This window comes from Pontibacter brevis (genome assembly GCF_054779655.1).
In genome coordinates this window covers 74,702-88,652 of sequence record NZ_BAAGXV010000025.1, presented here as the reverse complement: position 1 = coordinate 88,652, position 13,951 = coordinate 74,702, and the positions used below count along the sequence as shown (strand labels likewise).

Genomic DNA, 13,951 nt, shown 5'->3' with positions numbered 1-13,951 from the left:
TGCTTTAGTCCCCCGCTTTAGCCGGAAATAAATTATACAATTTTCTTAAAACTGCACCTGCACCCCATTTGATATACTGTAAACAAAGTTTGTGATAGGCACAATCGGCTCATCTTCATAGGTACAGTTAAAATTGGTGCGTAAGTTAAAGCGGTTAGTCAGCTTCACCACCAGCGTTAAATCCCCGCTCACACGGTTTCGGAACTTATCGATCACATCAGCATACCCCACCTGGTAATACATGATCCCTTCCGTGCTCACATTGTCATTCAGTTTCGCTTTCAGGCTCACGTAATTGGTGGACCTCAGCAGGTTTGAGATAATAATATTAGTCTCCTCCCCTGGGTTCTCCCATTCTTCATGCTCGTGCATTACTCCTGTCCCAATATATATAGTAGAGTTTTTAGTTCGAAGCAGCCGGTAACGAATGCCCCCTCCTGCCAGTGAACGAAACTCCAGCCCCCTCGCCTTATCCGCCTGCACCTGCACGAAGAGCTCATAAGACAAAGGCTGCCTGAACAGGAAGTTTGTTCTGAAATGGGAATATCCTGTGCTGGCCACTGTGTTACGCTGGGCCCTGGAATCATAGTTCACCAGCAGGTAGTTGTAGTAATTCAGCAGCAGGTAGCTGTGCCTGGCAGAAATGAAAGCGACGTTTCCATCGAAAGTGAGCTGCAGGTAGTTATTCGGATTGTCTTTTCCTGCATTGCGGTTAAACATTGAGAAGTTTAGCCCCCCCTTACCCGTAAAATAATTAGCAGTATCTTTCTCTACCCTCGAACGCTCAATATTAAGAATCTGCCCATTAGCTTGGCCACAGAGGAGGAACAAGAAGAGAAGAAGGGTAAAGGAACTACTTTTAGAGAAAGGTAAAGACATTACAAGAGGTACAGGTAATATAAAAGCAAAAGATAAAAAAGAAGGTATGTCACACTAACATAATGCTAATTAAGATTATGGTAGAGAAGCGTAATTTTTAATTTCTCATTACAACCACAATAGCTACAAAGATAAGTAAAGTATAGTGAAAATTCCTTCAGTTTAACAGGAGAGGGAAAACAACCTCATGATGTTACACACCCGGCATTCAAGCTTGTGCCGCAGGAAACGAGTAAAAAACCGGTAACAATAATGCACAAACTTATAGTTTAAGAATGGTATCAGCTTGAAAAATTTAATGCCTTATTTAGGAAGATAGCCATTTTAGTGAAGGTAACTTTTAACTTATGCGTTCTTACTCTACAATTATCCTTTCACTGTAGCTTCTGGTGCCTATTGCTCTTTTATTACATGTATTAAAAAGCCCGGCTGCCAAATGAAGGCAGCCGGGCTTTAATCAAACTATTGATGACAACCAACTACCTTTTCAACACCATTTTCAAGCTTCGAACTGTTGATGTTGTCGTTAGGCGGGCAATAAAAATACCGCTTGCCATACCATCACCTCTAAGTTCAAATTCATACAGCCTGTTTGCTTCGGCTAGGCCGTTCGCTATCTTCTTAACCAAAGCACCTTTCATGTCATATACTTCCAGCACATAAACTTCTTCTTTCTCTAACGAGAAAGCTACAGTAGCCCTGTCAGAGAATGCTGTAGGATAGCTATAGAAGTTTGAGGACGTAGGCGCTAAAATTTCTATAGCTATGACTGCTTTTGTACTGCTGCTCTTTAAATTAGGGTTATGGATCACAATAGAACCTCCGCCTTGTCCGGCATCACCTAACAATGTTGAGGCTTCTGCATCGTCTCCTTCGCCATGTTGGTTATCATAGACTACAACACCTGATATTGCGTCCCAAATCTTCATCCTTAGTTTATCAGGCTCTGTACCGCCATTGTACTGCCCATCTACTGCCGATAAAAGGAAGCCATAGTTACCTTCGCCATTAATTGTGCCTTTGCCTTTGTAATTGGCTTTTTTTCCAGAAATCACCAACCTCTCATCATCGTGAGAAGTGCTTCTGAAGTCCATACCACCCACCTGGAACTTAAATACTGTCTTACCATCCACAACGGTAGTACTACCTTTCTTATACTTTGACTCAAAAGCAAAATGAGCCTTGCCTCCTTCCTGCATATACTGCAGGGCTGTGTTTGGCAGCGAATTAATCCAGCCGCCTCCCGTTACAAAGCCCGCACTTGGGTCATAAACCGCAATATAGATGAAAACGCTCCTGTCTGGACAGATTTCACCGTTACCATATGTCACTGACAAAGTATAAACATCAGGTGTTGTAGGCCAGGTGACAGTTAAGGTGTTTGTACTTGCTCCTGTTATACCTGTAGTTATCAAAGTTCCGCTACTGTTCTTGAGAGACCAGGAGTAAGTAGATGCACCTGCAGAAGATATCATATACTGGGTTTCAGAACTTACAGGCACTGTCATGTTCGGATCGCCTCCATCTACTGCTGTGATCAGTGCTTCTGCAAAGCTACCAACTGTTACCTGGGAAGTATAAATGTGCATACAACTGCCTTGGGTTATCGTTAATTTAGCTGTATAATTACCAGCTGTAGCATAAGTATGTGTGATATCACCTTTAGTGGTGTAATCTGTAGTACCATCATTATCCACATCCCATGCGTAAGCCGCACCATCTGTTACATTACTGGAGGCATCAATGAAGGCTGTTGCTGTACTAAGACAAACTGGCGCAGCAGTAAAAGAGGCAACAGGATCAACACAGGTAACCGGGTCCATAAGCTTTACTACCCAATAATCAGCACCACCTTTAGAATCTTCGCTCTTATCACCACTTTTGTTAGAGTAAGAGTACCCACCCAGGAAATAGCCACCGTCAACTGTCAGCTGTAAAGAACGCACATAATCATTCTTACTCCCGCCGATAGTCTTGTCCCATTGCTTGCTTCCGGAAGCATTCAGCTTTACTATCCAGCAATCATGTAAGCCCTTTGAGGGTTCGCTCTTGTCACCACCACTTCCTTCAGCACTTTTACCAGAATTTGTATATCCTCCCACAAGGTAACCTCCTTCTATTGTCTGCTGTAAAGTGAACAAGTCCTCAAAAGAGCTTCCCCCAATGGTTCTGTCCCATTGCATACTACCCGAGCCATCAAGCTTTATAACCCAATAATCATAACTACCTTTAGAGTCCTCACTCTTTTCGCCACCTTTGTTAGATTTAGAGTATCCGCCCAAAATATAGCCCTCGTCGGCTGTCTGCTTTAAAGACCGCAAATGGTCAATATCACTCCCTCCAAAGGTTTTATCCCATTGTTTGATTCCCGATGCATCCAGCTTCACTACCCAGTAATCAGCATTACCTCTGAGAGGTTCGCTCTTATGACTACTGTTACTGGAATAAGAGTACCCGCCCAGAATATAGCCCCCGTCAGTTGTCTGTTCTAAATCCCGCAAAAAATCACCACTGTTCCCTCCGATGGTTTTGTCCCATAGCTTATTGCCTGAGACATCCAGCTTTACAACCCAATAGTCTTCGCCACCCCTGCCATTCGCGCTCTTATCACCACTTATGTTTGATTTGGAGTGTCCGCCCAGGATAAAACCTTGGTCATTAGTCTGCTGTATAGCAAACATAAAATCTTCTCCAGCACCCCCTATGGTCTTATCCCATTCTTTATTACCTAAAGCATCCAGTTTTACAACCCAGTAGTCTGCACCGCCTCTTACTACATCATCGGCACTCTTGTCACCACCTGCATTAGAATAAGAGTAACCACCCAAAACATACCCCCCGTCCACTGTCTGCTGTAAAGACTGCAAAAAATCATTATCATTCCCTCCAAAGGTCTTGTCCCATTGCTTGTTGCCCAAGGCATCCAGTTTTACAACCCAGTAGTCTGCACCGCCTCTTACTACTTCATCGGTACTCTTGTCACCACCTGCATTAGAATAAGAGTAACCACCCAGAATGTAGCCCCCGTCCACTGTCTGCTGTGAAGAGGTCAGTAAATCATCATTATTTCCCCCATAGGTCTTGTCCCATTGCAAGTTAGGCTGTGCAATCAAGTTAGTTACAGACAAACCATATATTAAGATGCTAATTAAACCGGCTAAAGATGTTTTATGTATAAACTTCATGCTTCTGCTGCTGGAAGCCAGAAATTCAGTAAAATATTTCCCCATTTCTCTATAAACTAAAATTGAAAACCCTATTAAATTTGATCTTATTAATCATTGCTGTACCGCCTCAATAAGTGACTCAATACTTATTTGAGGTGAGACAAAATCATCTGTTACCGGTATAGGTAAGGTGAGAGGGTCTTCCATCTGGCAGGAAATAATTTTTGTTTGGCCAGTTGCTAACATGTGCAGCATTCCTGGAAAATGCACTGCCTTTGCACCTTCTGACATTTTAATAGTCCAGGAAGCATGTATCGTATTGCTGTTTTGATTCTCAACTTTCAGTAGCAAATACCGTCCTTCTCCATTACATGTCCCTATGGCATAAGAGAAAGAAACATTGTCAACTGTTTGTATTAGCTTCCAATCCTCAGTTGTAGTTTGTCCCTTGCTTGGTAAGCTAAAAAGCATTGCTGCAATAAACATAACCTTGAAAATGAATGTGTTACTATTTTTAAAGGTCCTGCATTTAAAGCTTTCAGTCTTCTGAGTTGGAATTCGCTTTGATACTGCTTCTCCAGTTTCAGAAGCAATATTTAGATGCGGTATGAAAATACTGTTTGATAGTTTCATAAATTATGACTTATTGTAGTTAAAGGATATATTGAAGCACAAGAAGATACTATTCACGCCTGAAAGCGAGACACCAGAGAGAAGAACCCTTTTATGATTTAACAGATTAATAATTAAGAAGTAACACCTCTTTTAGGCACAGCTAAAAAGATAAAGCCAAGCCAATTATTAAGATCTTTTATGTCTTAATGAAGACCAATAAATTTTGTTAAAAAAAAGTAAAAATAAATTTATAATAAATGTACTACTAAGTAGGTAATTTGGCTTGAATATACTGGTTTATATGATTTATGTTATAATTTCTTTACCTTTTATAACAAACTGTTGGTAAAAGCATCAAAAGCAGGTGTAGAAAGTCATTAATAGTTAGTTAATAAATAAAATTAAATAAACCATATTTATCCCTCTACTTGGAAGCCTCATCTAGCTTATTATTAATTTTTTACATTAGAATGAGATATATAAACATATTTTTTACAGATACTCTATCATAGAAAATTTGAAGTAACTAGAGTACAGCCCGTTGGCTTCTTCTGATTTACTTATACCTAAAAATACTTTAACAGAATCGGCCTTAGAAGTGAACATTTTGCCAATTCCACCGCTTTATATATAACAGGATTAAAAACCAATCCGCTATGGCAAGAGCATCCATTCAATTGATACAGGCGCTGCGGGAAACAGCACAGCGCCTCGCGCAGGGTGATATATACCAGTGGGGCCACATGGGCAGCTGCAACTGCGGTCACCTGGCGCATACCATCACCAAACACAGCAAAGGCCAAATACACGGTGCGGCCATGTGGCGGTACGGCGATTGGCGGGAACAACTCCGCGATTACTGCCCCCAGAGCGGTATGCCTTTAGATGAAATCATTGACCAAATGACGGACTTCGGACTGACAAGACATGACTTAGAACACCTGGAGCGTCTGTCGCATCCTACCATCACACAACGGCTGCCGCAAAACAGGAAATACCTGCAGCACAACAAGCGGGAGGATGTGGTGCTTTACCTGGAGACATGGGCACAGGTGCTGGAGGATGAGCTTGTAAATAAGATAAAGCTGCCTTCCCTGAAGAACAGCCCGGTTAAAGAAATGGCTAGATGAACGCCATAACTCGCAGCGTGCGCAGCTCCTGCGAGCGTCTGGTAATGGTGGGCAGACACTCGCAGGAGCTGCGCACGCTGCGAGGTCTATAAATCGAACAAAAACACTTGCCCCTTCCGCGAAATATCTTCAGTTTTGAAGGAATGATAACCTTTGAGACTGAATGACACCTCAACAAGAAGAAATTATCGCTGCTACCGCTGCCTATGTGAAAGAACTGCTGTCTGGTGAGGGCTCCGGGCATGACTGGTGGCACATTTACCGGGTCTGGAACAACGCCAAAAGCATTGCGCCGCACGAAGACGCAGACATGTATGTGGTAGAGCTGGCAGCGCTCTTGCATGACATCGGCGACCATAAGTTTCATAACGGCGACGAAACTGTGGGGCCGCGCATGGCCAGGGAGTGGCTGCAGCAGCATGAAGTGGAAGGTGAAACAATAGACCACATCTGTGAGATCATCAAAGACTTATCTTTTAAAGGTGCTGGCACGTCCTCTGTTATGAAGACCACAGAAGGCTGCGTGGTACAGGATGCGGACCGGCTGGATGCGATTGGGGCCATCGGCATTGCCCGTACCTTTGCCTACGGAGGCCACAAGAACCGCGAGCTTTACAACCCACACATCAAACCGGAACTGCACGACTCGTTCGAAAAATACAAAGCCAGCACCGCTCCTACCATCAATCACTTTTACGAGAAGCTTTTACTCCTGAAAGACCGTATGCATACGGACACCGCCAGACAGCTGGCTGAAGCCCGGCACCGCTATATGGAGAGCTTTCTGGAGCAGTTTTACGCGGAGTGGGAAGGAGAAAAGTAATTACTTAATTTTTTTGTCATTTCGAACGCAGTGAGAAATCTGAAATATTGCGGGGTCATGAAATAACGCAGATTTCTCACTGCTACGCAGGTCCCTTTCGACTCTCGTCTCAGGCATGTTCGAAATGACAATATAGTTTTATATTGGTTTTGCCTAATCCCATGTTCAACAAATAGTAACTATTAGCAGTAGCAAGTATCTTGGTTCAGATACTTGTATTGCTAACAGAAGAGCCTGTCCGGTTGCGAAGTGTTTACGTAAGGCTAAAAAATCGCTTACCAAACAAAAACCAACACATTTAAAGTTACCCCATGGAAATCCCTTTACTCTCAGACATCGTCATCATCCTCGGACTGGCTGTTGTAGTAATTCTGTTGTTCCAGCGATTCCGGCTGCCGACTATTCTCGGGTTCCTTGCCACAGGCGTGATTGCCGGTCCGCATGGCCTGAGCCTGATAACAGCTATCCATGATATCGAAATTTTAGCTGAGATAGGCGTAATCCTGCTGCTTTTTATTATTGGGATGGAATTCTCCCTCCGTAGCCTCGCCCTGATCAAGCACACGGTGCTGATAGGCGGATCTATCCAGGTGCTGGCGACCATTGGGCTTGTCTGGCTCGTGATGGTGCTGTTCGATTTCAGCCACGGAGAAGCTGTTTTCATGGGTTTCCTGATTGCTTTAAGCAGCACAGCCATTGTACTGAAGATACTGCAGGACAAAGGAGACATTAACTCTCCGCAGGGGCGGGTGGTGCTGGGCATCCTCATTTTCCAGGACATCATCGTGGTGCCGATGATGCTGCTCGCGCCTTTGATGGCAGGTGGCTCTGAGGATATTGGGTCTGCCCTGTTCTGGATGGCGCTGAAAGGGAGCTTTGTGATCGTGTTTGTCCTCATCAGTGCCCGCTACCTGGTACCGATGCTGCTGTATGCCGTCGCCAAAACCAAAAGCAAAGAGCTCTTTATCCTGTGTGTCGTGGTGATTTGCTTTGCAGTAGCCTGGCTTACTTCAAGCCTGGGTTTATCCCTGGCGCTGGGTGCATTCATGGCAGGCCTGATTATTTCTGAATCAGAATACAGCCACCAGGCAACGAGTAACATCCTGCCTTTCCGGGAGATTTTCACCAGCTTCTTCTTTGTCTCAATAGGGATGCTGCTGGACTTCAACTTTATGTTGCGGAACCTGCCGGTTATCCTGTTCTTTACCCTGCTTACCTTTCTGATAAAAGGCACTGTCGCCACTGTGGCAGCACGCATGTTGCAGTACCCGCTAAGGATATCTTTGCTGGTCGGCTTGTCTATCTTCCAGGTGGGAGAGTTTGCCTTCATCCTTTCTAACACTGGTATTGAGAATGGCTTGCTCTCCCAGGAAACCTACCAGTATTTCCTGTCCGTGTCGCTGTTAACGATGGCTGTTACGCCGTTTGTGATAGAGTATTACCAGAAGATAGCAGGCGTTATCGGTGCCCCTTTTACTTCCGGCAAAGAGCCCATGCCCTATGCAATGCCTTCTCCCGAAGAACCTGGGGATTTGCCCCCGCTCGACGACCACATCGTCATCATTGGCTTTGGCGTGAATGGCCGCAATGTGGCGAAAGCCGCACGCCATGCAAATATTCCGTACGTGATTGTGGAACTGAATGCGGTAACAGTAAAACACGAGCGGAAAATGGGCGAGCCGATAGTATACGGAGACGCGGTGCACCCGATGATTCTCTCCCACATCAACATCCATAAAGCGCGTGTGGTAGTAGTGGCCATCTCTGACCCCGAAGCTACCCGGCGCATCATTGCCAGCGTCCGGGAGATAAGCGACAGGCTTCACCTGATTGTGCGCACCCGCTTTGTGCAGGAAATGGAAGAAAACTACAGGTTGGGAGCCGACGAAGTGATACCGGAAGAGTTCGAGACTTCCATTGAGATTTTCACGCGTGTGCTGAATAAATACCTGATGCCCCGCGATGAAATTGAAAGCTTCACGCAAATGATACGTTCGGACAATTACGAGATGCTGCGAAGCATGGCCGGCATCAAAAACAATGCATCTACCGGTTTCAACCTGGATCTTCCGGAGATTGAGGTAGCCAGCCTCCGCGTACTGACGAACGATGATCTGATTGTTGGGAAGCCCCTGCTGGAATCAGGCGTGCGCCACCGCTTTCAGGTAACGGTGGTGGCAATAAAAAGGGACGGTGAAACAATCCTCAATATCGACGCTCACACCTACATCCTCAAGGGCGACATCCTATACGTTGTCGGCAAGCACAGCGAGATCATGCGGTTCAACAACTACCTGAAAGCGGATGTTATTTAGAGGAGCTGTTTTATTTGTTAATGCGTTGCACCCTATTTTTGTTTCCCTATGAAAAGCATCTTGTAGAGGAAAAAATTTAGAAGGCTTTATGAAGGTGATTATAGCGCTGGTGCGAGCTTGCAGCTCGTACTTTCTGTTTATGAAGAGATCATGCTATTTTATCAATCAAGATGCAGTCTTTCATAAAGTCTTCATCCTTCGTGCATCCTCGTGGTTTTAAAGTACGAGCTGCAAGCTCGCACCAGCGCACAGCTACTAAGGTTTCCCTACTAGTTGAATTTCGAGGTAAACCTTAAAACACAGATAAGTTCTCTGCTTAACTTTCTAAATTTTAACCCTCTAACTCTCTAACTTCAAAAACTCCCTAACCCTCTAACTTTCCAATCACTTCCTCTACCTGGTTCTTCACCTGCTTGTAGCCGGCTTTGAAGTTGCTGATGCCTCCTTCCGCCCATCCGCGCCAAACGAGCATTTTTGACTGCGGGCTGATAAGGTCGATGATCAAAGTTCCCTGTTTGAACAGGTCCACGCTGCGGTAGCCGGGCATGTCGGCGTGGCCGTAGTTGTAGCGGTAGCCGCTCATATAGCCGTAGCTGTACCCGAAACCGGTGCCGAAATTCTCCGGCTTATCTTTCTCCTCCGGAACAGGTACACTTACATCGTACGCCACGAGCAAATCCGGATTGGTTTCTACTTTGGTATAGCCGCGCTCGATTAACTCCTCCTCCACTGCCTGCCGTATGTGTGCGTCCAATTGCGCATTGTAGCCTTTGTCATAGGCAGGTTCGGCGACCGGTTGTTCCTGGAGCCAGGCAAAAGTCTTATAGGTGTTCATGCGGGCGTAAGGTGCTTTGATGGCGCTTGCGCCAATTGCCCTTGATGTAGTAACGCAGGATTGAAGGCCCAGCGAGCATAGTAACAGGAAGAACAAAACAAGCAGGCGGTGAGTAGCTGTCAGCATAAGTATGTGATCCGAATAGGTTTAAGTAATTCTGGTTGGAATTTTAATTCAGTATTGTTTAGTAGTCTGACCCGCACTGGAAATACAATTTCAAAATTGACAAATGCTCCTTCCTGATCTGGATTAAAAATCGCACTCGCTATAACAGCAACAATGTTTTCGAATAGCCAATGTCCAGCATGGCAGCTTTCCCACACACCAATCTGTCAATGCAGGTGACAATCGTCATTTTTCCGGTTCAGGTTCAGCGGTAGGTTTGCACGGTGAATACAAAACAAATGTAGGGCGAAGCTGTCAGCAACGCAAGAACAGGCAAAAATCATTGAACATACCAAATCCTAATTTAGTATAGCTACTAAAACAAGAACGCTTATGAACAACAAACCTAAAAACTATACATCCGCTGAAGAGGCACTTTCCTTCATTAAATCTGGTGACAGGGTGTTTATACAAGGCAGTGCCGCCACACCGCAGTACCTGATACGGAAGTTAGCTGAGCGGGCAAATGAACTTCAAAATGTAGAGCTGGTGAGTATTACCACATATGGCGATTTCCCTCTTTCCGAAGAACGCTACGAGGGCTCTTTTTTCATCAACTCCCTTTTTGTTTCCGCTAATGTGCGGAACGCGGTGAACGGTGGCCGCGGGGACTATGTGCCTGTTTTCCTGAGTGAGATCCCCCACCTGTTCCGGTCTGGCATTTTACCTTTGGATGTGGCCATTGTGCATGTCTCTCCCCCTGACAAGCACGGTTACTGCTCCCTGGGCGTGTCGGTGGATGTGACGCGGGAGGCTGTGCTGAGTGCCCGGCACGTGATAGCGCAGGTTAACCCGCAGATGCCGCGCACGCACGGCGACGGCCTCATTCATGTGGGGCGCTTCGATGTGCTGGTAGAGGTAGACGAGGCGCTGCCCGAAGTGGATTACAGCCAGCGCATTACCAGCAAAGAAGAAACAATAGCCCGTTACATAGCAGAGATGGTGGACGATGGCGCCACCCTGCAAATGGGGATCGGGGCGATACCAGATGCGGTACTTGGCAGCCTGACAAATCACAAAGAGCTGGGCATACACACAGAGATGTTCTCTAACGGCGTGATGCCGCTGATAGAGAAAGGTGTGATCACCAACGAGCACAAATACAGACACCCGGGCCGCGTTGCTACCGGGTTTATTGTAGGAAACAAGCAGCTTTACGATTTTGTGGATGACAACCCGCTCATCCTCATGCAGCGCACCGACTATGTGAATGATATCGCCATCATTCGTTCCAACCCTAAAGTAACAGCCATTAACAGCGCCATCGAAATCGATCTGGCAGGCCAGGTAGTGGCAGACACCATCGGCACCTACCAGTTTTCAGGCATAGGCGGGCAAATGGATTTTATGCGGGGTGCTGCCTTGTCGCCGGGCGGAAAACCTATTATTGCGCTTCCTTCGGTTACCAACAAAGGAATATCAAGAATCACGCCTTTCATTAACCAAGGAGCAGCCGTGACTACAACCCGGGCCCACGTGCACTATGTGGTCACCGAATACGGCGTAGCTTACCTCTATGGCAAGAACCTGCGCCAACGGGCTAAAGCACTCATCGACATTGCCCACCCCGAGCACCGTGAGCGCCTGGAAGAAGAAGCGTTGAAACGCTTCGGGTATATATAACTCTCACCCCGCTTTAGCTAAAATTCAGAACATATGCTTGCTGCTAAAGACAAACCCCTGGTGTAGAATTTAAATTTTCACATTAGCCGTTCATGCGTATTTATCTGTGCACCGCATACGTATAAAGCTGTACAACACAAATTTCCTTTTAATGCATGATGTGAAAGAACTATGAAAATTAATGTAACTAACATGGCTGATATTTCAACGCATGTACCGTCCGCACCGCCACAGTGGGTGGAGAACTTTGCAAAAGTCGGACTGAGTGCAAAAGGTGTAGTTTACTGCCTTATCGGCGTTGTTGCTTTTATGTCCGCCTTTGAGCTTGGCGGCAAGTCGACGGAAAACACAGACAGAACCGGAACCTTTCAGTTTTTACTTGATCAACCCTTCGGGAAGTGGCTTCTGGGTATCGTGGCAGTAGGTTTGATATGTTATGTGCTATGGCGCTTTATTCAGGCCATACAAGACACAGACCGGGAGGGCTCCGACGCGAAGGGTATAGCCAAGCGCATCCGCTATGCGTTCAGTGGCATCGTATATGCCGGTCTGGCTTACCTGGCGGGCAGGATGGCTTTGGGAAATGGCGGAGGCAGTGGCGGTGATTCCCGCCAGACACTCGCCAGTGAGCTGTTGCAGCAACCCTTTGGGCAGTGGCTGGCAGGCATTGTGGCCGTGGGGATTATGCTAGCCGGGCTGTACCAGATTTACCAGGGCTTCTCCAAGAAGTATAGGAAGAAGATAAAAAGCTCGGGTTTGAAGAGCGATGTGGAGGACACGATGATACGTGCCGGTATGGCAGGCTTTATTGCCCGCGGTATCGTGTGGCTGGTGATTGGCTATATGTTCCTGCAGGCAGCCCTGCACTCTAACGCAAGTGAAGCAGGCGGCAACAGCAGAGCCTTTGCTTTCCTGGAGGAGGCTTCCTACGGCTCTTACCTGCTGGGGGCAGTAGCTTTAGGTTTGATTTGCTACGGTGTTTTCATGTTCATGCGCGCCAAATACCTACCTGTTTACCGGTAGCGGCTAAAACTGCTTTCAGACATCCTGTTCTTCCTTCTGACAGAGGCAGAGCAGGATGTTTTCTTTTAATAACGCCTGCCTGTTTGCCCGCGCTGAAGCTATACATTTCCTTAAAAGGCATTCAAGTGATTGGATGTCTGGAGGGAGATTGCGTACCTTATAATGTCTGGCAGCTGTATTGTGCAGCAACAGAAGCTGAAAATTAATTTGATACCTGTATGCTCAAAAACAAGATCAACGACCTGGATGCGCTGATAAAGTTACGCCACGACCTGCACCAGAACCCGGAGGTGTCCGGGCGGGAAATACAGACAGCAGAACGCATTGTGAACCACCTGCAGCAATATGCCCCTGACCGGCTTCTCACTGGCCTTGGAGGCACGGGTGTAGCTGCTGTTTTCAATGGCCGGCATCCGGAGGGGCCTGTTGTATTGTTCAGAGCAGAACTGGATGCCCTGCCCATTGCGGAAACGAGCGAACGTCCCTACAAGTCAAAGGTGGAAGGTACCGGGCACCAGTGCGGCCACGACGGACACATGACTATCCTGACAGCCCTCGGCAGCCTTCTGCACCAGCAAAGACCGGAGACGGGAAAGGTGATATTGCTCTACCAGCCAGCAGAAGAAACGGGTGCAGGTGCCTGGGCTGTATTGCAGGAGGAGGCCTTTGTGGACTTGCAACCGGATTATGTTTTCGCCTTGCACAACCTGCCGGGGGTGCCCATACACCAGGTGGTGGTACGGCAGGGTGTTTTTGCCGCTGTTTCCACTGGTATGGTGGTAGAGTTGCAGGGCAGGTCCTCGCACGCAGCAGAACCTGAGAATGGCCTGAACCCTGGATTGGCGATGAGTGAAATCATTTTCGCCTTCAACCAGATCATCGGGCAAAAAAAACAGTTCCGGGACCTGACCCTGCTGACTGTAATCCACGCCCGTTTAGGGGACGTCGCCTTCGGCACCAATCCGGGCTTTGCCACCGTCATGGTCACCCTCCGCGCCTATGAGCCTGCAGATTTCCAGAAGTTAAAGGAACTTACACAGCAAGCTGTCGCGGGCATTGCGGCAAAACACGGGCTGCATTACAAGCTGCATTACGTAGAAGAGTTTCCTGCCACGGTCAACCACCCGGAGGCGGTGCAACTTATAGAAAGCGCTGCTAAAAAATATGGCCTGGAGGTGAAGGAAGCGGAAAAGCCTTTCCGGTGGTCGGAGGATTTCGGCCATTTCACCCAAAAGTATAAAGGCGCCCTGTTCGGGCTCGGGTCAGGCGAAGCGCAGCCGCAGCTGCACCACTCCGACTATGACTTTCCGGATGAACTCCTCGCAACAGGAGCAGCCATGTTCTATCACATCACAAATGAAATATTGAGCGCATAA

The 13,951-nt window shown here is 46.9% G+C and carries 10 protein-coding genes; 6 read left to right on the top strand and 4 right to left on the bottom strand.

What is annotated here, in order from left to right:
• Positions 1–45: 45 nt before the first annotated feature.
• From ACYVB1_RS07000 to ACYVB1_RS06990, 3 genes are all read right to left on the bottom strand, one after another.
• Positions 46–720, bottom strand: coding sequence for a DUF481 domain-containing protein (locus ACYVB1_RS07000; RefSeq protein ID WP_460922094.1), 675 nt, complete (start codon positions 718–720; stop codon positions 46–48).
• 638 nt (positions 721–1,358) lie between these two features.
• On the bottom strand, positions 1,359–3,974 hold the full coding sequence (locus ACYVB1_RS06995; protein ID WP_460922092.1) for a PKD domain-containing protein: 2,616 nt from the start codon (positions 3,972–3,974) through the stop codon (positions 1,359–1,361).
• A gap of 183 nt (positions 3,975–4,157) precedes the next feature.
• A complete protein-coding gene (locus ACYVB1_RS06990) occupies positions 4,158–4,679 on the bottom strand; it encodes a hypothetical protein (protein WP_460922090.1) in 522 nt (173 codons plus the stop codon).
• Positions 4,680–5,317: 638 nt separating this feature from the next.
• Between ACYVB1_RS06990 and ACYVB1_RS06985 the strand changes: the two genes are divergently transcribed.
• The 3 genes from ACYVB1_RS06985 to ACYVB1_RS06975 all read left to right on the top strand — a co-directional run bounded on the left by ACYVB1_RS06985 (position 5,318) and on the right by ACYVB1_RS06975 (position 8,929).
• On the top strand, positions 5,318–5,791 hold the full coding sequence (locus ACYVB1_RS06985; protein ID WP_460922088.1) for a hypothetical protein: 474 nt from the start codon (positions 5,318–5,320) through the stop codon (positions 5,789–5,791).
• A gap of 163 nt (positions 5,792–5,954) precedes the next feature.
• The gene (locus ACYVB1_RS06980) at positions 5,955–6,614 is read left to right on the top strand and encodes an HD domain-containing protein (RefSeq protein WP_460922086.1); all 660 of its coding nucleotides are present in this window, start codon (positions 5,955–5,957) and stop codon (positions 6,612–6,614) included.
• A 311-nt stretch (positions 6,615–6,925) separates the two neighbouring features.
• Positions 6,926–8,929, top strand: coding sequence for a cation:proton antiporter domain-containing protein (locus ACYVB1_RS06975; RefSeq protein WP_460922084.1), 2,004 nt, complete (start codon positions 6,926–6,928; stop codon positions 8,927–8,929).
• A gap of 364 nt (positions 8,930–9,293) precedes the next feature.
• Here the strand turns inward: ACYVB1_RS06975 and ACYVB1_RS06970 are convergent, their stop codons facing one another.
• Positions 9,294–9,890, bottom strand: coding sequence for a DUF4136 domain-containing protein (locus ACYVB1_RS06970; RefSeq protein WP_460922082.1), 597 nt, complete (start codon positions 9,888–9,890; stop codon positions 9,294–9,296).
• A gap of 372 nt (positions 9,891–10,262) precedes the next feature.
• Here ACYVB1_RS06970 and ACYVB1_RS06965 point away from each other — a divergent pair, with 372 nt between their 5' ends.
• The 3 genes from ACYVB1_RS06965 (at position 10,263) to ACYVB1_RS06955 (ending at position 13,951) form a co-directional block, all read left to right on the top strand.
• Positions 10,263–11,552 carry an acetyl-CoA hydrolase/transferase family protein gene (locus tag ACYVB1_RS06965; protein WP_460922080.1) on the top strand — a complete coding sequence of 430 codons (1,290 nt, stop codon included), beginning with the start codon at positions 10,263–10,265 and terminating at the stop codon, positions 11,550–11,552.
• A 171-nt stretch (positions 11,553–11,723) separates the two neighbouring features.
• Positions 11,724–12,575 carry a DUF1206 domain-containing protein gene (locus tag ACYVB1_RS06960; protein WP_460922078.1) on the top strand — a complete coding sequence of 284 codons (852 nt, stop codon included), beginning with the start codon at positions 11,724–11,726 and terminating at the stop codon, positions 12,573–12,575.
• A 218-nt stretch (positions 12,576–12,793) separates the two neighbouring features.
• Entirely contained in the window at positions 12,794–13,951 is a 1,158-nt protein-coding gene (locus ACYVB1_RS06955) for an amidohydrolase (RefSeq protein ID WP_460922076.1), read from the top strand.

What these genes read in the sequence shown, in the direction of transcription:
- ACYVB1_RS07000 (WP_460922094.1), bottom strand. Translation starts at nt 720, where the DNA reads ATGTTTAACCGCAATGCAGGAAAAGACAATCCGAATAACTACCTGCAG.
- ACYVB1_RS06990 (WP_460922090.1), bottom strand. Translation starts at nt 4,679, where the DNA reads ATGAAACTATCAAACAGTATTTTCATACCGCATCTAAATATTGCTTCT.
- ACYVB1_RS06985 (WP_460922088.1), top strand. Translation starts at nt 5,318, where the DNA reads ATGGCAAGAGCATCCATTCAATTGATACAGGCGCTGCGGGAAACAGCA.
- ACYVB1_RS06980 (WP_460922086.1), top strand. Translation starts at nt 5,955, where the DNA reads ATGACACCTCAACAAGAAGAAATTATCGCTGCTACCGCTGCCTATGTG.
- ACYVB1_RS06975 (WP_460922084.1), top strand. Translation starts at nt 6,926, where the DNA reads ATGGAAATCCCTTTACTCTCAGACATCGTCATCATCCTCGGACTGGCT.
- ACYVB1_RS06970 (WP_460922082.1), bottom strand. Translation starts at nt 9,890, where the DNA reads ATGCTGACAGCTACTCACCGCCTGCTTGTTTTGTTCTTCCTGTTACTA.
- ACYVB1_RS06965 (WP_460922080.1), top strand. Translation starts at nt 10,263, where the DNA reads ATGAACAACAAACCTAAAAACTATACATCCGCTGAAGAGGCACTTTCC.
- ACYVB1_RS06960 (WP_460922078.1), top strand. Translation starts at nt 11,724, where the DNA reads ATGAAAATTAATGTAACTAACATGGCTGATATTTCAACGCATGTACCG.
- ACYVB1_RS06955 (WP_460922076.1), top strand. Translation starts at nt 12,794, where the DNA reads ATGCTCAAAAACAAGATCAACGACCTGGATGCGCTGATAAAGTTACGC.